The sequence below is a fragment of the Flavobacterium sp. genome (assembly GCF_004295795.1).
Taxonomy (GTDB): Bacteria; Bacteroidota; Bacteroidia; order Flavobacteriales; family Flavobacteriaceae; genus Flavobacterium.
In genome coordinates, this window is record NZ_SEBR01000038.1 from 1 (window position 1) to 21,644 (window position 21,644).

The following is a 21,644-nucleotide window of genomic DNA, read 5'->3' on the forward strand; positions in this document are numbered from 1 at the left end:
CGCATTGTTCGCCTCTTTTCCAAATTCCAAGGCTGTCAGGTCGCGTTTTTGGTTCGAGCCGCAAGGCCTTTTTGCTACTTTTGCGGCCAGGCAAAAGTAGTCCCGCGGAAGGCGACGAACAACAACACACGGCAGCGCAGCTGCCGCAAACGCAAAATAAGCGCAGCTCATTTTTATTAGGCTGCGAGAGAAAAAATGTTCCGTAGAATAAAATTGTGTTTAAAGAAAAAAGGATCGTCTTACGACAATCCATAGCCCGGATAACGGCAACTAGCCTTTTGCAGAAAAAACCGCCTTTTTCTTAGTTTGGCACAGCGACCAACGGAAGCTCGTGCCAAACTAAAGAAAAACCGGTTTTTTAAAGAAAGCTAGTGCCAGTTAGCCGGAAAAAGCTCCAAAAAAAAATCCCAATCCAAAAAGGACCAGGATTTTCTAAAATAAAAAAACGTTTTTTAAAAAGTAACTGTATTGACTTTGGCAGTTCCGGAAGTCGTAAAAGTACTCTTCAAAGTACCGCCGGCAGTCGAATAAGCACCGCCGGTATAAAGTCCCCACGACGTGCCGCCACCAACGTAGCTTCCGCCAGTGTAAGAACCGCCAAAGTAGACTTTGTACTGCGTGCTTTGCGCCAAACTTCCGCTTGAGAAATGGAAATAGTAGACGCCGTTTTTAGGTTTGAAAGTCACCATTTCGGTTCCGGATGCATTCTCGATATGAAGCATGGAACTGGCCGCAAGTTGCTGATTCGACTTGAGATACAGACTTACTTGAGTCGATCCGGCGCTCATCGCTTTGGTCATGTTGGCGTTCGATCCGGCCGAAATCAGGAATCCGCCGTTCATCAGGAATGTGCCGTTGAAATCGATGCCTTCTTCGGGTTGGTTCGTCGGGCCGTTCACGATTGTCGTTCCGCCTGTTATCGTGATGTTACCGTTGCTGTCGATGGCGTCGCTTCCGGCTACGATCACGATGCCGCCCGTGATGTACAAATGGCTTCCGTCGTTTGATTCGGTTCCTCCGGCAACAGTTCCGAACGTCGCGTTGATGCCGTCGTTCGATGCCGTGATGTTGGAAACGCCTGCGTTGAAATAGATCATCGGAGCTTCGACGCCTTCGCCCATTCCTTGCGTGGTTGAGATCGCGTTTACTACGTTCGTTCCGCCGTTTACGGTTACTGAAACGTCAGAGTGGATGCCGTCGTCGCTGGAATTGAACGTGTTCGTGCCCGAAGTGATCGTGATCGCGCCCGCGGCCACAAGCGTTTTGGGGTGGCTGTAATCGGAACCCGAAACCAGGAATCTTTGTCCGGTTGTGGTGATGTTCAATGTCGGGCTTGTGGTTGACGTTCCAATCGTGATCGCGCCGTCGGCCTTGATGCCTTTTCCGCCCGTTCCCGAACTTGTCGTGGTGATCGTTCCCGCGTTGATCTCGATGCTCGCATCTGCCGAAAGGCAAGCCGCCGAATAGGAATCGATAGTGCCGGATGCATTCGTGTAAGTTTGGCCCGGCCCGGCGTTCGTGATGTTGACAAATCCGCCGTTTGTGATGATTTGTGCGTCAGACGACAAACCTTTCGCGCCTTTTGCCGCAGAAGTTGCCGTGATCGTGATCGCTCCGCTGTTGATCGTGAGATTGCCTTCCGATTTTACGCCTGTCGGATAAGACGGATCGAAACCGCTTCCCGAAGCTTTCAAAACCGTCGTTCCCGACAACGCGATCGTGGTCGTTCCGCCAGAGAAATTCACGGTGCCGTCGGCTTTGATGCCTTTGCCCGAATTTCCTGAGTTCGCAATCGAGATTTGTGCCGTTCCCGAAATGTTCACGTTCGCGTCGGCCGAAATCGCTTTTCCGTCGGTTCCTGTGTTGGTCAAGGTAAACGTTCCTCCGGAAATGTTGATGTCAGCGTCGGTTGTGAAACCCGAGGTCGAAAAACTGTCGGCGACGCCCAATGTGTTGGTATAAGTGCCGCCATTTCCGGCTGTCGAAACGGTGAAGTTTCCGCCTGTGATGTTGATGTTTCCGTCGGCAGAAAAACCTTTTCCACCATCGGCCGCAGCCAGCGCCTGGATGTTGAAAGTTCCGCCTGAAATGTTGATTTGGGCGTCAGACTTGAAAGCACTCGCGTAAGACGGATCGAAACCGCTGTCTTCGGCAGTCAAAACCGTCGCGCCCGAAATCGTCACGCCAATCGTTCCGGCCGTAACCGAAATATTTCCTTTGGCGCTGATTCCTTTTGATTGCGCGCCCGAAACGGTCAGATTCAAAGTGCCGCCGTTAATGGTTATTGTGCTTGTTCCGGTTTTTACCGCTTTGACGTCGGCTGCTGTCGAAGTGACGTTCACCGTTCCGGACGTGATCAGGATTGCGGCGTTTCCGGCGTCGATTCCGTCGGCGGTTGATGTGATCGAAACCGTTCCGCCTGTCATGTTGTAACCCTCGGAATGGAATCCGTCAGAAGCTGCGGACGCGATTGTCGTACTTGCGCCAGAGACCGAAATCGTCGATGAAGTGTTGATGCCGTGCTTTTTCACTCCGCTTATCGAAAGCGAGCCCGTTCCTGAAATTGCGATCGGTCCGTCGGATGTGATTGTTCCGTTTTTTGAACTTGCGCTACCGTCAGACAAAGCCGAGGTGTTTTTGAGTACAATGTTCGTGGTTTTCGTTCCCGCGATCGCAAAAGCCGCGCCAGCAGGATTGGTCAGCGTCAGATTGTTCAAGGCCAAAATCACGTCTTGGTCGGTTGTCATCGCAAGGCTTCCGTTGGCCGAAGATCCGAGAATGTTGTACTCGAGATTCGCGATTCCCGAAGTTGCCTCCACAACGACAGTTCCTGCATTTGCAGTAATGTTCACGCCTGAATTCGCATACGGATTGATGATCGTCGCAGTATCGGCTCCGTTGTAGATGATGTAGATTTTGTCGAGATTTACCGCCGACGTCGTAAAAGTCAAACTGTCGACCAACGTCTTTTGCAGATTCAATGTCGAAGTCGCATCGGATGTTTTGAACCTCGCGTAAGTATCGTCGAACTTAATGCTGTCAACGGCCGAAATTTCCTTGGCATACATGACATTGTCCGAATTGTGGACGCGCATTTTTTGTTGTGCGAAGGCCGAAATCGTCAGCAGCGAAAGCAAAGTAAAAAGGAAGAACTTTTTCATTTTTTGCTGAATTTGATGGTTATTCCGTTCACTTGTACCAGATAAAGTCCCGAAGTGAGCGCCGAAACGTCAATATCTTGTCCCGACTGGAAATTGCCTTTGAGGACGAGTTGTCCAGACAGCGAATAGATTTTGGTTTCCAAAGTATCGAAGTTGTCGGCTTTGATTTTGATTGCGTCGCTGGCCGGATTCGGATACAGTACGACATTGCTTTTGTTTTGTCCGAAAGTCTCGGTCGCAAGCGAATTCGAGAATGCGATCTTGCGGATGATACTCACCGGAATCGTCGTAGGAACGGACGAGGCCTCAATTTTCACTAGCAGATTGTCTTGCTCGAAATACAGTTTTCCGGCCGCGGTCACATTGAAACCTTGGGTCGTGCCGTCGTAATAAGTCACCGTGACTCCGGTTTGGGCGAACGACGCTAACCCGATGAGCAACAGGCAGAATAGGATAATTTTTTTGGTCATTTTCGGTAGTTTTCTATTTATCGGCCAAAATACCTCACGGTCGACGCCAACCGAAATAAAAGAGGCGAACGGCCAACTTTCGGCGACGATAAGGCGTTTTTTTGATGTAAGGTTTGAGGCGATTGCTGTAATGGGATTTTTCGTCAGAAGTCAGAACTTGTCGTTTCAAAAACTTCTGATTATGAAAACTTTGGCCATTACGGTACTTTTCCTGCTCACATTTTCTGTTGCTTCGGCTCAAACCGATTCGACGAAAGTCAAGGTCGAAAAAGCGACGCAAGTGAGAGCGGAACAAAACAAAAGGGCGACGCAGACCAACGCGACCTTGAACAAAGAAGCGCCTCAGACGCATAGGCGCGCCGAGGCTGACGAAGCGGTTCCGGCTTCGACGACTTCGAGTTCGAATAATAGTGCTAATAAGGCTTCTGGGAATACGCAGCCTAGCACTACGCCTGATGCCAGCAATAATCCGGGCGGGACGGTTTCGAATCCTCCGGCTAGTACTGCTAATCCTAGTCCTAAGTGATTTGGGATTTTTGTTGATTTGTGGCGCGGAGTTTTTAACTCCGCGCAGTGTGTGGCCGAGTCTGTGACTCGGAAAACTAAGGCACTTGCATTTCGGTTACTCGCGAAACTTGGACACACTTTCCAGTTGCGACAAATAAAGCGTGTCAAGTTCGGAATCAGTTCCGGAAAAGTACTTTTTCTATGAAAGATGATTACTGCTGATTTTGGATAAAACGCTTTGTGGATTCCACCAGAATTACCTGCAGTCAAAACCACATCGAAAGCTGCAATTCTCGCCCATGTTGCGACGATTGCGCTACGGAATTCTGCAAAGCCGAAAAGAACCTCCTGGGATTTTCCTCGACGACTCAAAAGCGAAATTCGAGTGACCTTTGACGTTCCCTTCGTTCACTTTGGTCGCGTAATCAGTGAAGTCCAAAAGGTTCTCGCGAGTAACTTGCGGCTTTTTGTCCAGTTTTTTGTTATCACGTCCGAAAACTAGGGATTTTTGAAAAGATTCACCGTTGGAATTCTCTTCCGCGCAGGCAAATCGTATAAATAACGTAACAAAAAGCGAAACGTCAACGGACACCAAATCGCTAAATTTATAATCAACCAAAAAACGAAAGCCATGGGAAAAGACAAAGACAAGCAGCCGAAACAAGTGGAAAAGGAATCCGATGGCAAAACAACCCAGCCAAAACAATCGGAAGAAACTCCAAAACAAGACGTGAAAGCGCCGACATTCGAGGAAACCTGGAAAGACCAGGACAAATTCCAAACCGACTAAAAAGAACGAAGCCGAAAGATTCCCCAATCTCTCGGCTTCAAACACCCAATCCTATTAACTTAGGAATCTTAAAGATAAGCGGTTAAGACATTCAACATTAGTTAATTAACGTCTTTTCGACAAAATTGGGTTTTATTGTTGTCTTTGTATGAATCGGATTCCAAATTCTAATTCGATTGGAATTCCGGATCACCACATTGCCACATCAGAAATGCGAATTCCCGTGCATTCTGGGCAAATTTCTCATCGAGCGTGCTGCCTCCAAAATGTCCCGCCTTGTAATCGACATCCAGTAGCACCGGTAACTTCGACCCGTTTCTCGATTGCATCATCGCCGCGAATTTGGCCGGGATAAAACTGTCCACGCGTGAATCGTTGAAACCCGTCGTCACGAGCTGAGCCGGATAATTTATGCCGCTTTGTACGTGTTGGTACGCGTCCATTTCCATAAGCGCCTTGAATTCTTCCTCGATTGCAACGGTTCCGAATTCTGGGATATTTCCGGGTCCGTTTGCAGAAAATTCCATTCGCAAAGCGTTTAGGCATCCGACTTTCGGGATAGCGACCTTGTAAAGATCAGGTCGTTCCGTGATCGCGCGTCCGATGAGAATGCCGCCAGCACTCGCACCCGAAATCCCGAGCTTTTGGGACGAAGTGTATTTGTTGTCGATCAGATATTCCGCGCAGGCGTTGAAATCTTTCCAGGTATTGGGTTTCGTCGTTTTCTTTCCCGCCAGATACCATTCCTGTCCTTTCTCGCCACCGCCGCGAATGTGCGCAAATGCGATCACGACACCGCGATTGAGCAACGGAAGCATCGTCGTGGAAAAAGTGGGCAGATAAGCTGCGCGTCCGTAAGAACCATATCCATACATCATCGCGATATTGCTGCCGTCCTTTGACAGTTTAGATTTGTCATAAACGATACTCAAAGGCACCATCGTACCGTCGTGGGACGGGATTTCGACTTCCTCATAAACCACGTTTTCGATATTCGGAACCGAGATTCCCGAATGGAATGGCCCATTCGAAAACTCATTTTTGTCAAGGTCATAGTGGTAGTAATCGAGCGGAATATTCCACTCCGAATTGATGAACTTGATCTCGTTATAGCTCGAAGAAACGGCGCTGGCTTCGGCATTTCCTTTCAACGGCGTCTTGATCGGCTTGAGTTCGCCCGTTTTCATGTTATAGGCCCACGGTTCAAAAATCAGTTCGTTCCTGCTTTTGCTGATTATCAGATAATCTTTGGCTTGTGAAACTTCAGACAATTTCCAGTCGGCATTTCCAGACAAAACTTCCTTCGCTTTCGAAAAATCGGGATTCTTGGCCGAGGTTTTCAACAACCTGAAACGCGAATTGTCCTTTGACGTGTAAAGATAGACGTCGTCTCCAACGGGGAAAAATCGCCAGATCTCATCCGACCTTTTCGCAAACGGCTTCCACTTGACGTGCGGTTTTTCGAGTTCCGATATCGGCGCAATATAAAGCTCCATGTGGTTGTCGACGTTCATTTTCCCTAGGAAAACATAAGGCGATTCCTTGAAATTCATCAAAATCGGCATTTCATGAGGCTTGATTCCGAGTTCCGGATATTTTTTCGCACTCGCCAAAACGATATCGGACGAAACCGGAGTTCCGATCTTGTGTCGTTTCAAAGGCATGTTCAGCCTGTTCTCGGGATCGTGCACATCATAACTTTTGTACTGCGCGTAAAAAATCGTGCTGTTCGAACCATCCATGAAATAACCTTCGGAATGCGGCAGCACATCGGGCAGAATCTTTATTGTCCTGACATCGAGAATCCGCACATCACCCGTTTCGGAGCCTTGTTCGCTCATGTTAAGGATGACTTTGCTTCCATCTGAGCACAGTTCGGCCTGGAAATCCATCACTTTTCCATTAATAAACTTCGTCGGGTCGAAAAGCAAAATTTCTGGTCCAGCCGTGCCTTCGCGATAATATAGCTTGGCCACTTGCTCGCCTTTTACTCTTTTCGTGTAGAAATAACGTCCGCCGGCTTTGCCCAAAGGCGAATACCTGTCAGCCCCGATCTGCTCGTAAGCCACGAGTTCCTTGACGATTTTGTCCTGGTTCGGGATTTTGTTGAGCACGCTTTCGGTATAAGCATCCTGATTTTTGAGCCAGGCACTGACCTCGTCATTTTTCACATCTTCGAGCCAGCGATAAGGATCGTTGACTTTGACCCCGAAATACGTGTCCGATGCCGTTACCGTTTTCGTTTGCGGGTATTTGTATTGCGAAAAGCACGCTGCCGACAGTAATGGAACAATAAATATAAGTTTTTTCATTGGTAAGGATTTTATCTTCAGATCATTGAGCTAAAATACTGTTTTTCAGTTTCTTCTTTTGCTAAAATATACCAACGACGTTTTTTGACTATAAAGTGATTTTTTAAATTTCGTTTTTGGCGTTTTTTAGGAGCTTTTTCCGGCTGCCGGGCACTAGCTTTTTTGTAAAAACCGGTTTTTCTAGGGTTTAAAACGAGCTTCCTGCGGTCGCTGTTTTAAACTTAGAAAAATGCGGTTTTTTCTGCAAAAGGCTAGTTGCCCGCATCCGGGCTAGGGATTGTCGTAAACCGATTTTCCTTTTTTTGTTTTGATTTCGGTGTTTACGGAACTAATTGTACTCTTGAAGCTTAATTAAAAAAGCTGCGCTTTTTTTGGTGTTTGCGCCAGCTTTGCTGCCGGATGTCGTAGTTCGTCGCCTTCCTCGGCACTACTTTTGCCTGGCCGCAAAAGTAGCAAAAAGGCCTTGCGGCTGAACCAAAAACGCGACCTGACAGCCCCAAAAATTCGGAAATAAAAAAAACTCGCCGGAAACTGCTTTTTCGCCGGATGCTCTTTTCTGGCTCAAACAGTTTTTCATTTACTCCGCAAAGCTCCGTCAATTCGCGTTGCTCGGGTCAACGAATTTTCGTGACGTCAGGTACCCGCGTTTTGTGCTTAGGCCGCGGACTAATTGGAAGTGTTTATTTGCTTTTTAGCTTGCTGCGCTGCGCTAAAAATTGGCTCCGTAGCGAATAACAGCTATGTCTTTGACGGAAACAATCGGTTGGCTTTGATCGAAAATCTTGGGTTTTTACGTTTGCCCGAAACAACCATCCTGATCAAAAACCTTAACATTTTCTACAGAAAATCTGTAATCGAGTCCCAATTTTTTTCCCGAACTTCGGCCAGACCTAACAAATCTCGGAGATTTGTTAGGTCTTAGAAAAATGCGGCTTTCCACCGATTTTCAACTGGTTCTTTGGTCGTTTCGAAGCACGGGTTTTTAACGCCAAAAGTCTCCGGATACGACGTTATGGAAACGATTCTTGCGATTTTAGAATTTTGGTGCTTCGGAGACACATTTTTCCAAAGCGATAGCGGAGGAAATCGAGGCTCGAGCAGATAGCAAGTCGTTTCACAAAAATCTCCGGGCCCGAAGATTCAACAAAGTTAAAAATGTCAATAAACACGTTCCGATCAGTCCGGCATTTGAGCGTTTTGGCGGGCACCTGACGTCTTGCAAATTCCCGCAAATGGAAGTTGTTTGAGCCACCCAAAAGTTTCTACATTCGAGAAAAAGTTCCGGCGAGTTCTTTCATTTGCGGAATTTGCAAGGCTGTCAGGTCGCCTAAATCGGTCGTGCCGCGAGCCTTTTTGTTACTTTTGCGGCGAGGCAAAAGTAAGCCCCGCTGGCAGGCGACGAAAAGAAAATCAAAGCCTGCGGCAGCGCAGCTGCCGAAAGAAGCAAAATGAGCGAAGCTCATTTATTTAGGTTTCGAGAGTGAGAATAGTTCAGTAAAAACAGAAGTTTCTTAAAGGAAAAAAGGAATCGTCTTACAACAATCCCTAGCCCGGATGCGGGCAACTAGCCTTTTGCAGAAAAAACCGCATTTTTCTAAGTTTAAAGCAGCGACCGCAGGAAGCTCGTTTTAAACCCTAGAAAAACCGGTTTTTTTTAAAGAAAGCTAGTGCCAGTAAGCCGGAAAAAGCTCCAAAAAAAAATCCCGATTCAAAAAAATCGGGGTATATAATAAAAGAACGCTACTGCCTCATATCACTTCGCTAGCTTCCTTAAGTTTTTCAGTATTGTTGACAAGCTGCAACTCGTCAATAACCTTCTGGATAGCGCCATTCATAACGTTGTCGAGGTCGTAGAGCGTAAGCCCGATGCGGTGATCGGTGACGCGGCCTTGCGGGTAATTGTAGGTGCGGATTTTTGCCGATCTGTCGCCTGAAGACACCTGAGACGAGCGTTTCGCCGCATCTTCTTCCTGTTTTTTCGCAAGCTCCATCTCGTAAAGACGCGAACGCAAAACCGTCAACGCCTTGTCTTTGTTCTTGTGCTGTGATTTTTCATCCTGACATTGGGCAACGAGTCCGGTTGGGATGTGCGTCATCCTGACTGCCGATTTTGTCGTGTTTACCGATTGTCCGCCAGGTCCGGAAGAACAGAACAAATCGATTCTCACGTCGTTCATGTCGATCTGGACATCGAATTCCTCGGCTTCGGGCAAAACCATCACGGTCGCCGCCGAAGTGTGGATGCGGCCTTGGGTTTCGGTTTGGGGAACGCGCTGAACGCGGTGAACGCCGGCTTCGAATTTGAGCGTTCCGTAAACGTCGTCTCCGTTGACCTCGAAAATGATTTCCTTGAATCCGCCCGAAGTTCCTTCGTTCAAATCTACGACGGACGTTCTCCAACCTCTGTTTTCGCAATATTTAGTGTACATGCGATACAAATCCCCGGCAAAAATCGAGGCTTCGTCCCCGCCCGTTCCCGCGCGGATCTCGACCATGACGTTCTTGGCGTCCTCGGCGTCTTTTGGAATCAGCATGAACTTGATGTCATCCTCGAGTTGCGGCAACAGATCGTTGGCTTCGTCGAGTTGCATTTTGGCCATTTCCGTCATTTCGGCATCGGAACCGTCGGCGATGATTTCCTTTGCTTCCTTTATATTTCCAAGCACATTGACATACTCCTCGCGTTTTTCGACGATGGCCTTCAAGTCCTTGTATTCTTTGTTCAATTGGACATAGCGCTTTTGCTCGGCGATGACATCGGGCTGGATGATCAAATCCGATATCTCGTCAAAACGCTGTTTTACGAACTGTAAACGGTCTAACATTGGTTTTTTTCTCGTGAAATTAGGGCGCAAATTTAGTGAAAAATACGCATTGGATAATGCGCTCATTTCTAGTTGTTTTGTTAATAGATTGTAGCTTTGGACGCACGAAAAACATTAAAAAATCCGCGATTCTTTAACCTGTTGAAAATCAGATAGAAATCCGTTTGTAAACGACAGTAAGCAATTAATAAACGTTTATATCCGTTTGTAAACGACAGTAAACGTTTAAAACGGAAATCAGGAGCGCAAAATTGCTAGATTTCGGGATTGTTTTTGATTTCGTGGATCGGCTTGAGAATGAAGTGATGGATTGGTGAAATTCAGGAAAATGTTCGTGAGCGAGCAAGCGAGAAGCGTCAGAGTCGAAAAATCGCTGACCTACGAGATAACGCAAATCACATCGGCAAGGAAAATTCGGCAACTCAAAGTCACCTCGAGCTTCAGACGCGAAGGCGCACATCGATTTTATGACCGCGAAGGATTTGTCCGCACGCACAAAAAATCACAATTAAAAATGAAATTGAATAAAATTCACCACATCGCCGTCATTTGTTCGGATTACGAGGTTTCCAAACGATTTTATGTCGACGTTTTGAAATTGGAAGTCGTATGCGAAATTTATCGCAAGGAACGCGATTCGCATAAGCTGGATTTGGCGTTGAACGGAAATTACATCATAGAACTTTTCTCGTTCCCGAATCCGCCCAAGCGATCGAGTCATCCTGAATCTGCGGGATTGCGGCATCTGGCTTTTGAAGTGGACGATGTATCGGAAACAATCGCCTACCTAAAAACGAAGGACGTCGATTGCGAGCCAGTACGAATTGATGGATTTACGGACAAAAAGTTCACGTTCACAGCCGATCCGGACGGGCTTCCGATAGAATTTTATGAAAAATAATCCCATCCGAAAATGAGAAATTCAGTCTTGGCACTACTAGCGTGTTTTGCGATTTGTGCATGCAGCAGAAAACAGGAAGTTTCCCCAAAGGTTTTGGAACTCGTCAAGCCTTTGGAAACCCACACATTCGTTCAAGTTCTCGATAGTTTTTCAGAATCGATTGGCGTGCAACTCAAACAAACAGCGTCCGAAGAGGAACTCGATTTCTTTTTTTACAATGGAAAAAGTCCTTACGAAAGATTCTCGCGGCCGAAGTTTTGATCGAGAAAAATCAGGAAATCGCATTGGAGCTTTTCGAGAACACGCTTGATTCGAATGACAGCATTTGCCTTAGGTCAGACTGTCTTCGCGCGGCTTACTCACTGCCTACGATGATCCTCAATATTTCGTCCTATTCCAAAAATGGCATCAAAAACCAGAAAAATATCGACCGCTTTATTGAAATCGTTTTTGATCAACCGCGGTTGAATCCGAAAATCTTGGCAGAAATGTCACCTTGGTTGCCGAAACGCAAAGATTACCACGAAAAAATACGCAGACAACTTGCTGAAACCCGCGATTTGCGATTACTGGAGCCGCTGGCGAACTTCGGCGACGTAAAAGATCTTACACTTTTGCGAACTTTGGACCAAAGGCTGGTCGCGCTATCGAAGTACTGGCATGGCAATCGAAATGAAATCGATTCAAAACTTGGTTTGTTGAAAGATCCAGTGGTTTATCTGTAAAACTTTTGGTAGAGCCAAGCGTTACTTTTACCTGACATTAAAACAAATAATCGAATCATGAAATCAACGAAATTTTTGTCTGTTGCCGCCGCTGCGGTTTTGACATTTGGAATGACGAGCTGTAAATCTGACACCAAAGAAGCTCAGGACGAAGTCGTGGAAGCGACTGAAGACCAAGCCGAAGCTACCGCCGAATACGAAAACGCCAAAGCCGCCGACACTTCCGACTATGCCGTGATGAAAGCGGGAACCAAAAAACTTATCGCCGACAACGACAAAAGAATTGCCGAATTGCGTGAAAAAGCGACAAAGGAAAGTGCCGAAAACAAGGTGAAATTTAACGCACAAATCGACAAACTCGAAGCCAAGAATGACCAACTGGAGAAAGATCTTGACGAATTCAGCGACAAGGCAGGTGAAAAGTGGGATGCCTTCAAAGCACGTGTCGAGAAAAGCGCAAATGATGTCAAAACCGATATCGACGATTATAAGAGAGAGCACAATTACGACTAACACTCGGGTTTGCCCAAGAATTACAACCTTTCCGATGCGAAGTATTTTTGTACTTTGTGTCGGAAAGTTTTTTTTGAACCAAAACGATTCCAATAAATAAAAAGATGAAAAAAATCACGCTGTTCTTTGTATTGACAATTTTGGCTTCCTGTTCCGACAAGGCGAATCTCACAGACGCAAATTGGCTGGTCGGAAATTGGAAACAAAAATTGAAAGGCGCCGAAATGACCGAAACTTGGTCAGTCGAATCAGATTCTGCGTTGATAGCCAAATCCTTCGTAATCACGACAGAAAACGACACTGTTTTTGCAGAACACGTGCGACTGGTCCAAAGACACGGAAACCTGATTTACATCGTAACAGCAATTGGTCAAAACGACGATAAACCCGTCGAATTCGCGTTAACCTCAAAAAGCGACAAACGATTTGTTTTCGAAAATCCTGAGCACGACTATCCGTCGAAAATCGTCTATGAGAATTACGGTGATTCGCTCAAGGCTACGATTTCGGGTTTGAAGGATGGAGCCGAAATGAGCGAAGATTTTCCGATGAAAAAAGTGAAGTGAGCGTTTTTTGCATCCGAAGTAAATTCTGACCAAAATCGTACAATATAGAAAGCTGTTCACGCGTTCAAAATTGTAGTCCGAAGCTTCTGATCTTTGGAAATCAACCGATTTATGAACCAAAACCAACCGCCATGGCAGAATTGAACACTTCACAGGATTCGGGCGCCAAAGCCAAAAAAGTCCGAAGCAAAAAATTGAGTTCGAAAGTAGATTTGACCGCTATGGTCGACCTGGCATTCCTGCTAATCACCTTTTTCATGCTCACGACCTCATTGTCGAAACCACAATCGATGGACCTGACAATGCCAGACAACGGGCCAAACCAACCGATGCCGGTAGACGAAAACCGCACGCTAACGGTCTTGATCGACGACAACGACAGACTCAAATGCTTTATGGGAAAACTTTCCGAAAACCGCCCTATGGAAATCGCTTCGGGCACTTCGGCCTTTAGACAAAAAGTGTTGGAGAGCAAGGAAAAGGCGCAAGCTTACTGCGAATCCATAGGGAAAAAAGATCAAGGACTTATCGTGCTGATCAAACCCGGAAAAAAGTCAAACTACAGGAATTTGGTCGATGCGCTCGACGAAATGGCGATTTCAGATGTGAGGACTTTCGCGATTATAGACCCTGATAATGAAGAACTTAAATTGCTTGCGATGCAGTAGGAGCTTTTTCCGGCTGCCAGGCACTAGCTTTTTTGCAAAAACCGGTTTTTCTAGGTTTAAAACGAGCTTCCTGCGGTCGCTGTTTTAAACTTAGAAAAGCTCGGTTTTTTCTGCAAAAGGCTAGTTGCCCGCATCCGGGCTAGGATTGTCGTAGGACGATCCTTTTTTTTTGATTTTTTATTTCTGTGTTTACGGACATTATCTCACTCTCGAAGCGTAAATAAAAAAGCTGCGCTTTTTTTTTGTTTTTCGGCAGCTGCGCTGCCGCCTGCTTTGATTTTGATTCGTCGCCTGCCAGCGGGGCTTACTTTTACTTCATTGATTTTTATTGTTTTTTAAAGGATTGCTTCGCCAGTTCGCTGCGCTCGGGTCAGTGAACCTCGTTCCTCGGTTTGCCTCGCCGCAAAAGTAACAAAAAGGCTCGCGGCACGACCGATTTTGGCGACCTGACAGCCTTGCAAATTCCGCAAATGCAAGAACTCGCCGGAACTTTTTCTCGAATGCAGAAACTTTTGGGGTGGCTCAAACAACTTCCATTTGCGGGAATTTGCAAGACGTCAGGTGCCCGCCAAAACGCTCAAATGCCGGACTGATCGGAAAGTGTCTATTGACATTTTTAACTTTGTTGCATCTTCGGACCCGGAGATTTTTGTGAAACGACTTGCCATCTGCTCGGGCCTCGATTTCCTCCTCTGTCGCTTTGGAAAAATGTGTCTCCGAAACACCTTTTTTCCTCAATCGCCAGAATCGTTTTCATAACGTCGTCGCTGGAAACTTTTGGCGTTGAAACTCGCGCTTCGAAACATCAGAAATCTGTCGCAAGCCGCATTTTCCTAAGACCTAACAAATCTCGGAGATTTGTTAGGTCTGGCCGAAGTTCGGGGAAAAAACCGGGAGTTGATTACAGATTTTCTGTAAAAAAAGTTAAAGCTTTTGATCCGGATGGTTATTTCGTGCCAACATAAAACACAAGATTTTCGATCAAAGCCAAACGATAATCGTCGAGAATCAGAGAATCGGCAAAAACAATTTGAATCAAAGCCTCTTCCCTCTTTCCCGAAAATACTCCGAAAAAAAACCGCAAGTCCCTTCAAGGTTCCTGTAATCAAACGGAAAATCATCAAACATTTCCTTGAAATAAGGATTCGATTCCCAAGAATCCGACCTCACCCACGCGTCCTTGGCCTTTTGGTCAAACTGCGTATCATAATTGACAAGATTTTCGTGACAAGTGCCTGCCATCCGAAGGCAAAGCATTTTGAATTTGTGATCCGTCGCGAGCTTGTAAGCTTGGAGATAATGGGCCTTGGCAAACGTACAACCGCGAAAATCCCGATCGCCTTCCACATTGATTTCGGCTGAGATCGAACCAGAATAGTTAAATCGGTTCATCATCCACGAATTGCCGGATTCGGTCATATTGTAGTAGCAGTTCGCAACAAGAAATGCATAATAATCGCGATTTATCTGTTTCGGATTTTCGGCTTTCGCGATGTAGACAAGCAATTGATTCAAAACCGTCGCTTTGTTCAAGCGCGTGACATCCTTTTTTGGCATAAAGTCCGGCGTGTGCTTGAACTCGAAAAAAGGATTGCCGTCGAAAATGTTCGCGCCTTCGGAATATTGCGTGATGCGCCCGTTTTTCTCCCAAAGCGAATAATTCTCAAGCCAGTAGTTCGCTGGAATCTGGTCGAAAGCTTTCTTCGCGTTGGCCAGATCATTTCGCCTCATGTATTTCGTGCCGAGCAAATCCTTGAGCACATTCAAATCTGCCGAAGTACGCTTATAAAGCCATCGGTCAAAATCTGATTTGCCGCTCGCATCTTTGCGTTTTTCGGTATCCGATACAAGTCCGGCCAGCTGTTCAGGCGTAGCGAAAATGTTCAGGTAATCGAAATAATCGTAGTAAAAATCAGAATAATAACCTTCGAATTTACCGCCTTCCTTGCGCCAGTAAACGCTGCCGTTCCAAAAATCGCCGTCTTCGGCAAGCGTCACGGCATAGAGCAATCCGGCTTGCGTGAAATTGCCTTTCCGCTCGAGTTCCTTGCCAATGGAAAATAGGAAATCCGAGTTGGTTTTGTTGGCCAAAAGCACAGGTTCGATTTCGGGCAAAATCACGGCATTCCCGTTTGGCTGACGACCTGTAAGCGCCAAAGCTTTCACGAGTCTCGCCTGATCCCGGATCTTCGGATTGGAAACCTTGCGCGAAAGAAGTGCGTCTATTTTGGAAATGGAAGCGTCGTAATTCCGGCACATCAGGTGCAATTCGGCTTCTGAAATCTGCCAAAGTTCGGCGTCGGCTACTTTCGATTTGTTTGCCGATTGCACAAAATCCAACATCAACTTGGCATACTTCCTATCGCGTTCCGACCTTTTCAGAATCACAACACTGTTCGGTTCTTCCTCCTGGTAATCGTTCGAGGCAATCGACGGTTGGAAAACGAAATAATAAGGCGTAAAAATCCAATCCTCGAGTTTGTTCATTTCTCTCAAAAGCAAAAATCCGAGCCATTCCGAATTCGGGTCCAAAGCGTGGATTTTCTTGAGTTCAGACAAAACCGGGTCGTGCCTGAACGTCGCGTAGAACGCCAGGACATTCGCTTTTTCCACATTGGTTTTCGCGTATTTCAAAACGTCCGAAACCTTGATTTTTGAATTTCGGAACGTCCACGTCGCTTCCCGTTTATCGGGCGAATTCGCGAAAATCTGGGCAAACATGAAATTCTGGAAAGCTTGATCCTTAATCTGCATCGAGTCGAAATAAAGCGCCCAATAGTAGACCGCATCTTTTCCGATAGTCGAGAAATGTTGTTTGAACAGACTTCGGACGCGTTCCGATTCCCCTTCGTAAAACGACAGTCGGATCAACAAAAAGGCATAGCGTTTGGCGATTTCCGGATTCTTGACGACCGCCAATTTTGCCAACCCTTGCTCGATTTTCTCTTTGCCACCTTCCGGACTTTTAGCGTTTTCCGTTTCCCAAGGATTATCCGAAAAACTCGTGAATTTCTCGCATTCCTTGGCGAATCTGAGATAATCCAAAGCTTCGGAATCTTTTTGCGCGCGCAAATATCCGATCATCGCATAAGTCGTATTATCCGAAAAAATGCCTTGTTCCAAACTGTCGGCCATGACTTCTCTCACATCGGCCAATCGGATGTTGTTTTTGCAGTAAGCCAGCCAAAGTTTCTCGTTCGGATTCGCCTCGATCGCAACCGTGTCTTGGTCTTCGCGATAAAAAGTGTCGCCGAAAAGACGAGCGCTGAAATTGAAAGTCGAGTAATCGCCATAGCGAAACGCCTTCGGATCCAGCAATTTAAAGCGTATATCCTCTCCCGACGGATACCACCAGCAACCAAGCGCCACACTACTTGCCAGAAGCAGTAAAACCAGAATAGAGTTTTTCGATTTCATCGTCTTTGAATGCTGAAAGTTGTTCGTTGTCGAAATGGAATAGGGAAACTGTCACGTCGCCATGCAATTTGAGTTTTTCCACAAGCAGTTTTTGGGCCGCGAAAAGTTGCTTTGTCGTGATTTCCTCGAATTTGATCTGGTCGCCTTCGCGAAAATAATGCTCGTAATCGATCACCGTGTCCTTGACGAATTCGTACCAGATAGGTTTTGTCTTTTTTACCGCTGCCCCGAATTTGTTGATGCGTCCGTCAACTAGTCCGGAAAATTTGCCATTGTGGTACAAATGCATCCACGAAAAAATCGGCAGCGCGACGTCTAACGGCAGCGGATACTTTTCGTCGACAGTCAGATATGCCTTAAGTTCGTCTACATCGAGAATCGAGTTTCGCGTCTTGTCTTCAAGCGGCTGAATCAAATTATAACACATCAACATCGCGCGGTCGACAGGCGGAACTCCCATTTTAGTTCGGTATTTGAACGGATAAAGCCGAAGCGTGCAACTGATTTGCTTGCCTGAAATCGCCTTGATTTTTTTGAGAAACCGGAAGTAATTGTCTCTCGATTTCGGCGTCCAGTCGCAATCGAATTGCCATTCGGCCGGAATGTCCTTATTGTTGCTGTAAGCCACGTATTTGTCGATCAGGAATCTCACGTTTTCGGCCAAAGTGTCGATTTCGCCCTGGCTCGATTTGAGGAAAACCTCGTTCCGGATAAAAACCGTCGGAACGACCGCAAAAGTTGAATCGATCTTGCCTTTGCTGTACGTTTTGTCGATTGGGAATGCGCCCATTTCACCCGAGAAATCGATCTCGAAATATTTCACGTAAAGTTTTTGTGTCTTGAGCCGACGCAAGGCTTCGATTTGGTGCAGTCCGTCGCTTTTCCAATAATAGAAAGCGCGTTCGACCTTGACAGGTTTTTTCTCGGAACAGGCCGAAAGCACTGCGCTCAACAGCAACAGGCTCATCAGTTTTTTCATCTTGTGGCTGGGTTTTAAGCACTAACGCAAAGCCCGATAAATTTATGATTTTTGTGTTTGGAAATATTTTTTGTCCGACTTTTTTTGAAATAAAAAACCGCCCTTGTGAGGCGGCGTTTTTCAGTTGATTTTTATGCTGTAATTTTTTTCGATCGTGCTCGAACACGACTCGGAATTTCCGTCGGCATCGACATATTGCACTTTTACCTTGAGTTTGAAGCGGAAAGTGCCGTTTTGCGTCGGTGTTCCGGAAATCACGACATCGTCACCGTAGAAATTGTAGTCCAGACCTTGAGGCAGATCGCCCGAAAGCCGAAAATTCTCGATCTGGAAATCAGAAGCGCGATACAGGAAAACCGATTGGTTGTAAGACTGGAAGCGCATTCCGTCAGGCAAAGTCCGGTCTTCCCAATACGGCGGATCGTTGAGCGCACATTCAAGAACGCTCGAACAACTGCTCATCGCGACCAAAATCAGTAAAGAAAACAGCTTTTTCAATGCGTTCTTTCGGGTATGTTCTCGAGGATTTCCAACACGAATTTCCAGTATTTTTTAGCCGATGAAATGCTCGCGCGTTCATCCGGACTGTGCGCGCCGTGAATTGTCGGGCCAAACGAAATCATGTCCATTCCCGGATAATTCGTTCCCAGAATACCACATTCCAAACCTGCGTGGCAAGCGACGACTTTGGGTTCGCCTCCGTTCTGTTTTTTGTAGATGTCGACCAAAACCTTGAGGATTTCCGAGTTTACGTTTGGCGTCCAACCCGGATAACTTCCGGTAAAAGTGACTTCATATCCGGCAAGCGAAAACGCCGATTTCAAAGCATTTGCCAAGTCGAACTTCGAAGTCTCGACCGAAGAACGCGTCAAACATCCGATAAGGATTTCGCCATCTTTCACGACGACTCTCGCGATGTTGTTCGAGGTTTCCACCAAATCGGCCATGTCGGCGCTCATTCGGTAAACGCCGTTGTGAGCCGTGTAAAGCGACAAAATCAGTTTTTGTTGATCTTCCACCGACATCACTTTGTCAGGCGTATCGGTTTTTTCGATCGCAATCTGCAGGTTTTTCTCCGTAGTCGCAAATTCGGCTTTTATGTCACCGATCGTCTTTTCGATATCCGACAGAAATTCCTCGACTTTTGCCTGCGGAAGCGCCACGATCGCGACACTTTCTCTCGGGATCGCATTTCTCAGGCTTCCGCCGTCAATCGACGAAACCCGGAGATCGAATTCCTCGAAAGTCTCGAACAAAAGGCGGTTCATGATTTTGTTGGCGTTGCCCAAACCTTCGTGGATCTGCATTCCGGAATGTCCGCCGTTCAAGCCTTTAACGGTGATTTTATAACCCGAAGTGTGGAGCGAAGAATAGTCTCTTTCGTACGAACCTTTGGCAGTGACGTCGATACCACCCGCACAACCGATGTCGATTTCGTCGTCTTCCTCAGTGTCGAGATTTAGCAGGATTTCACCCGTCAGAATGCCTCCCTTGAGGTTAAGGGCGCCTGTCATCCCGGTTTCTTCGTCAATCGTGAAAAGTGCCTCGATTGCCGGATGCGCAATATCTTTCGACTCAAGAACCGCCATGATCGTGGCTACGCCAAGTCCGTTGTCTGCGCCGAGTGTCGTGCCTTTCGCCTTTACCCAATCGCCGTCCACGTACATATCGATACCTTGCTTGTCGAAATCAAAAATCGTATCGTTGTTCTTTTGGTGCACCATGTCGAGATGGCCTTGCATGACGATCGTCTTGCGGTTTTCCATGCCAGGCGTCGCGGGTTTGCGGATGATGACATTTCGGATTTCATCCTCGAAAGTTTCCAGTCCGAGTGAATTCCCAAAGTTTTTCATGAATTCGATCACGCGTTCTTCTTTCTTCGACGGACGCGGTACGGCGTTCAGATCGGCGAATTTGTTCCAGAGCTGCTTGGGCTCGAGGTTTCTTATTTCTGACATCAGTTTGTTCAATGTTCGTTATTCGTTGTTCACTATTCGTTGTTCGTTGTTCACTATTCGTTGTTAGTTGTTCACTATTCGTTGTTCGCTTTTAGAACGACCACAAATTTAAATCGATTTATCGAATTCACTCCAGAAAGTTGCAATGGCGTTTATCTCTTTTTTCCACGGATAATCGGATTCTCTCAGATTATATGGATTTTTCGCTTTACTTTTTACCGACTTCAAGGATCTGGCCGATGGATCGACACCATTCGTGTATTTTCACAAGCCGATAAATGATTCCAAACAAACCTGAAGTTTTTTCAACCTTGTCCGTTTTGTCGCATCGGGATTCGAAAATATCTGAGTATTTTTAGGCAAACTTTCAAATTACCATTGAAATTACGCCGAAAATTCATCCTGCCTATTTTGTTGCCGATACAAATTGTGATCGTGCGACTCTTGGCGCTTTTCCCTGATTTCGTGGAAAAGTATTACAGCAACGGATTGTACGTTTGGACTTCAAGTGCAGAGAGATGGCTTTTCGGATCGATCCCGTTTTCGTTCGGAGACATTTTGTACGGAGTCGTGATCGCGCTTTTACTGCGTTGGCTTTGGATAAAACACAAGTCGTGGAAAACGGCATGGAAAGCGAATTTGCTGCAATTTTCGGGTTTTCTTTCGGTGTTCTATTTCCTGTTCCACTTTTTCTGGGCGATGAATTACCACCGCGTCAAATTGCCGGAGAAAATGGGTTTCGGAACAGAATATTCCAACGAAGAGCTACTCGATTTCACCAAAAAATTAGTGACCAAAACAAACGCTTTGCAACTCGCGATCACGGGCGACAAAAGTGCCAAAGTCGAAAATCCGCATTCGCAACAAGCTGTTTTTGAACTGAATCACGAAGCTTACGACAAACTTTCAAAGCGCTACGCCTTTTTTGGCTTAGGACGTCCAAGTTCCAAAAAATCGCTGATAAGCCTGCAGTTGTCCTACATGGGATTTTCGGGCTACCTGAATCCGTTCACGAATGAAGCCCAAGTCAACGATCTTGTCCCGATGTACTCGTTTCCGGCCACGGCATCTCACGAAATGGCGCATCAAATTGGCTACGCCAGCGAAAGTGAGGCGAATTTTGTCGGCTATCTCGCTGCCGTGAATTCCGACGATGCTTATCTGAGATATTCAGGCTACACGCTTGCCTTGAAATATTGCTTGAGAAGTCTTCAAGCGAGAGACGAGGCATCAGCCAAACGAATCCTCGAAACCATAAACCCCGGAATTCGCCTGAATTTCAAGCAAAGCAAGGATTTTTGGGACAGTTATGAGTCTTTCGTCGAAACGGGCTTCAAATTTTTTTACGACCATTTTCTCAAGGCAAATTCTCAGGATGAAGGGATTGAGAGCTATAGTCGCTTTGTCGACTTAATGGTAAATTATTATAAAACGGAGGCGTTTTAATTGCCTTTTTTTTGAGCTTTTTCCGGCTGCCGGGCACTAGCTTTCTTGCAAAAACCGGTTTTTCTAGAGGTTGCAACGAGCTTCCTTCGGTCGCTGTTGCAACCTAAGAAAATCTGGGTTTTTTCTGCGAAAGGCTAGTTGCCCGCATCCGGGCTATGTTTCTTTTAGCCGCAAAATGTTTTTCCTTTATTATTTTCTGCGAAACCGGAAAGTTTTTCTCTCTATGCCGAATATAAATGAGCTTCGCTCATTTTGTGTTTGCGGCAGCTTCGCTGCCGGATGTTGTAGTTCGTCGCCTTCCGCGGGACTACTTTTACTTCATTGATTTTTATTGTTTTTTAAAGGATTCAGTGAACCTCGTTCCTCGGTTTGCCTGGCCGCAAAAGTAGCAAAAAGGCCTTGCGGC

General features: G+C 46.3%; 19 protein-coding genes. 10 read left to right on the plus strand and 9 right to left on the minus strand.

What is annotated here, in order from left to right; all coding sequences use genetic code 11:
• On the plus strand, positions 1–206 hold a 206-nt coding region (locus EOO49_RS18795; protein WP_290848555.1), incomplete at its 5' end, for a hypothetical protein.
• A gap of 246 nt (positions 207–452) precedes the next feature.
• Here EOO49_RS18795 and EOO49_RS18800 read toward each other — a convergent pair.
• The gene (locus EOO49_RS18800) at positions 453–3,161 is read right to left on the minus strand and encodes a carbohydrate-binding domain-containing protein (RefSeq protein ID WP_290848557.1); all 2,709 of its coding nucleotides are present in this window, start codon (positions 3,159–3,161) and stop codon (positions 453–455) included.
• Positions 3,158–3,631 (minus strand): T9SS type A sorting domain-containing protein, encoded by a 474-nt coding sequence (locus EOO49_RS18805; protein ID WP_290848558.1) that lies wholly within the window; start codon positions 3,629–3,631, stop codon positions 3,158–3,160. Before EOO49_RS18805 ends, EOO49_RS18800 begins: the two co-directional genes overlap by 4 nt.
• Before the next feature lie 181 nt (positions 3,632–3,812).
• Here EOO49_RS18805 and EOO49_RS18810 point away from each other — a divergent pair, with 181 nt between their 5' ends.
• Positions 3,813–4,157: a hypothetical protein gene (locus tag EOO49_RS18810; protein ID WP_290848560.1), complete on the plus strand. Its 345-nt coding sequence runs from the start codon at positions 3,813–3,815 to the stop codon at positions 4,155–4,157.
• Between the two features lie 612 nt (positions 4,158–4,769).
• Positions 4,770–4,928 (plus strand): hypothetical protein, encoded by a 159-nt coding sequence (locus EOO49_RS18815; protein ID WP_290848561.1) that lies wholly within the window; start codon positions 4,770–4,772, stop codon positions 4,926–4,928.
• Positions 4,929–5,095: 167 nt separating this feature from the next.
• On the opposite strand, the gene EOO49_RS18820 is transcribed toward EOO49_RS18815, so the two are convergent.
• The 3 genes from EOO49_RS18820 to prfA all read right to left on the minus strand — a co-directional run bounded on the left by EOO49_RS18820 (position 5,096) and on the right by prfA (position 10,065).
• Positions 5,096–7,240, minus strand: a complete 2,145-nt coding sequence (locus EOO49_RS18820) for a prolyl oligopeptidase family serine peptidase (protein ID WP_290848562.1) — start codon at positions 7,238–7,240, stop codon at positions 5,096–5,098.
• Positions 7,241–8,502: 1,262 nt separating this feature from the next.
• A complete protein-coding gene (locus EOO49_RS18825; RefSeq protein ID WP_290848563.1) occupies positions 8,503–8,703 on the minus strand; it encodes a hypothetical protein in 201 nt (66 codons plus the stop codon).
• A 285-nt stretch (positions 8,704–8,988) separates the two neighbouring features.
• Positions 8,989–10,065, minus strand: a complete 1,077-nt coding sequence (prfA, locus tag EOO49_RS18830) for a peptide chain release factor 1 (protein WP_290848564.1) — start codon at positions 10,063–10,065, stop codon at positions 8,989–8,991.
• A 514-nt stretch (positions 10,066–10,579) separates the two neighbouring features.
• On the opposite strand from prfA, the gene EOO49_RS18835 reads away from it, so the two are divergent.
• The 6 genes from EOO49_RS18835 to EOO49_RS18860 all read left to right on the plus strand — a co-directional run bounded on the left by EOO49_RS18835 (position 10,580) and on the right by EOO49_RS18860 (position 13,438).
• A complete protein-coding gene (locus EOO49_RS18835; RefSeq protein WP_290848589.1) occupies positions 10,580–10,966 on the plus strand; it encodes a VOC family protein in 387 nt (128 codons plus the stop codon).
• A gap of 12 nt (positions 10,967–10,978) precedes the next feature.
• Positions 10,979–11,227 (plus strand): hypothetical protein, encoded by a 249-nt coding sequence (locus EOO49_RS18840; RefSeq protein ID WP_290848566.1) that lies wholly within the window; start codon positions 10,979–10,981, stop codon positions 11,225–11,227.
• A complete protein-coding gene (locus tag EOO49_RS18845; protein ID WP_290848568.1) occupies positions 11,224–11,691 on the plus strand; it encodes a hypothetical protein in 468 nt (155 codons plus the stop codon). Before EOO49_RS18840 ends, EOO49_RS18845 begins: the two co-directional genes overlap by 4 nt.
• A 57-nt stretch (positions 11,692–11,748) precedes the next feature.
• Positions 11,749–12,204 carry a hypothetical protein gene (locus tag EOO49_RS18850; RefSeq protein WP_290848570.1) on the plus strand — a complete coding sequence of 152 codons (456 nt, stop codon included), beginning with the start codon at positions 11,749–11,751 and terminating at the stop codon, positions 12,202–12,204.
• 104 nt (positions 12,205–12,308) lie between these two features.
• Positions 12,309–12,770, plus strand: a complete 462-nt coding sequence (locus tag EOO49_RS18855) for a DUF6265 family protein (protein ID WP_290848572.1) — start codon at positions 12,309–12,311, stop codon at positions 12,768–12,770.
• 131 nt (positions 12,771–12,901) lie between these two features.
• Positions 12,902–13,438, plus strand: a complete 537-nt coding sequence (locus EOO49_RS18860) for a biopolymer transporter ExbD (RefSeq protein ID WP_290848574.1) — start codon at positions 12,902–12,904, stop codon at positions 13,436–13,438.
• A gap of 1,035 nt (positions 13,439–14,473) precedes the next feature.
• Here the strand turns inward: EOO49_RS18860 and EOO49_RS18865 are convergent.
• The 4 genes from EOO49_RS18865 to EOO49_RS18880 all read right to left on the minus strand — a co-directional run bounded on the left by EOO49_RS18865 (position 14,474) and on the right by EOO49_RS18880 (position 19,795).
• Positions 14,474–16,855 carry a hypothetical protein gene (locus EOO49_RS18865; RefSeq protein ID WP_290848580.1) on the minus strand — a complete coding sequence of 794 codons (2,382 nt, stop codon included), beginning with the start codon at positions 16,853–16,855 and terminating at the stop codon, positions 14,474–14,476.
• Positions 16,809–17,834, minus strand: a complete 1,026-nt coding sequence (locus tag EOO49_RS18870) for a hypothetical protein (protein ID WP_290848583.1) — start codon at positions 17,832–17,834, stop codon at positions 16,809–16,811. The genes EOO49_RS18865 and EOO49_RS18870 overlap by 47 nt, the downstream gene beginning before the upstream one ends.
• A gap of 120 nt (positions 17,835–17,954) precedes the next feature.
• Complete coding sequence (locus tag EOO49_RS18875) at positions 17,955–18,332, minus strand: hypothetical protein (protein ID WP_290848585.1); 378 nt, start codon at positions 18,330–18,332, stop codon at positions 17,955–17,957.
• Entirely contained in the window at positions 18,329–19,795 is a 1,467-nt protein-coding gene (locus EOO49_RS18880; protein WP_290848591.1) for an aminoacyl-histidine dipeptidase, read from the minus strand. Before EOO49_RS18880 ends, EOO49_RS18875 begins: the two co-directional genes overlap by 4 nt.
• 375 nt (positions 19,796–20,170) lie before the next feature.
• Here EOO49_RS18880 and EOO49_RS18885 point away from each other — a divergent pair, with 375 nt between their 5' ends.
• Complete coding sequence (locus EOO49_RS18885; protein ID WP_290848587.1) at positions 20,171–21,238, plus strand: DUF3810 domain-containing protein; 1,068 nt, start codon at positions 20,171–20,173, stop codon at positions 21,236–21,238.
• The last annotated feature ends 406 nt before the right edge of the window (positions 21,239–21,644 follow it).

Excerpts from the sequence above, each read along its gene's own strand:
- EOO49_RS18800 (WP_290848557.1), bottom strand. The coding sequence starts at position 3,161 with ATGAAAAAGTTCTTCCTTTTTACTTTGCTTTCGCTGCTGACGATTTCG.
- EOO49_RS18805 (WP_290848558.1), bottom strand. The coding sequence starts at position 3,631 with ATGACCAAAAAAATTATCCTATTCTGCCTGTTGCTCATCGGGTTAGCG.
- EOO49_RS18810 (WP_290848560.1), top strand. The coding sequence starts at position 3,813 with ATGAAAACTTTGGCCATTACGGTACTTTTCCTGCTCACATTTTCTGTT.
- EOO49_RS18815 (WP_290848561.1), top strand. The coding sequence starts at position 4,770 with ATGGGAAAAGACAAAGACAAGCAGCCGAAACAAGTGGAAAAGGAATCC.
- EOO49_RS18820 (WP_290848562.1), bottom strand. The coding sequence starts at position 7,240 with ATGAAAAAACTTATATTTATTGTTCCATTACTGTCGGCAGCGTGCTTT.
- EOO49_RS18825 (WP_290848563.1), bottom strand. The coding sequence starts at position 8,703 with ATGAGCTTCGCTCATTTTGCTTCTTTCGGCAGCTGCGCTGCCGCAGGC.
- prfA (WP_290848564.1), bottom strand. The coding sequence starts at position 10,065 with ATGTTAGACCGTTTACAGTTCGTAAAACAGCGTTTTGACGAGATATCG.
- EOO49_RS18835 (WP_290848589.1), top strand. The coding sequence starts at position 10,580 with ATGAAATTGAATAAAATTCACCACATCGCCGTCATTTGTTCGGATTAC.
- EOO49_RS18840 (WP_290848566.1), top strand. The coding sequence starts at position 10,979 with ATGAGAAATTCAGTCTTGGCACTACTAGCGTGTTTTGCGATTTGTGCA.
- EOO49_RS18850 (WP_290848570.1), top strand. The coding sequence starts at position 11,749 with ATGAAATCAACGAAATTTTTGTCTGTTGCCGCCGCTGCGGTTTTGACA.
- EOO49_RS18855 (WP_290848572.1), top strand. The coding sequence starts at position 12,309 with ATGAAAAAAATCACGCTGTTCTTTGTATTGACAATTTTGGCTTCCTGT.
- EOO49_RS18860 (WP_290848574.1), top strand. The coding sequence starts at position 12,902 with ATGGCAGAATTGAACACTTCACAGGATTCGGGCGCCAAAGCCAAAAAA.
- EOO49_RS18865 (WP_290848580.1), bottom strand. The coding sequence starts at position 16,855 with ATGAAATCGAAAAACTCTATTCTGGTTTTACTGCTTCTGGCAAGTAGT.
- EOO49_RS18870 (WP_290848583.1), bottom strand. The coding sequence starts at position 17,834 with ATGAAAAAACTGATGAGCCTGTTGCTGTTGAGCGCAGTGCTTTCGGCC.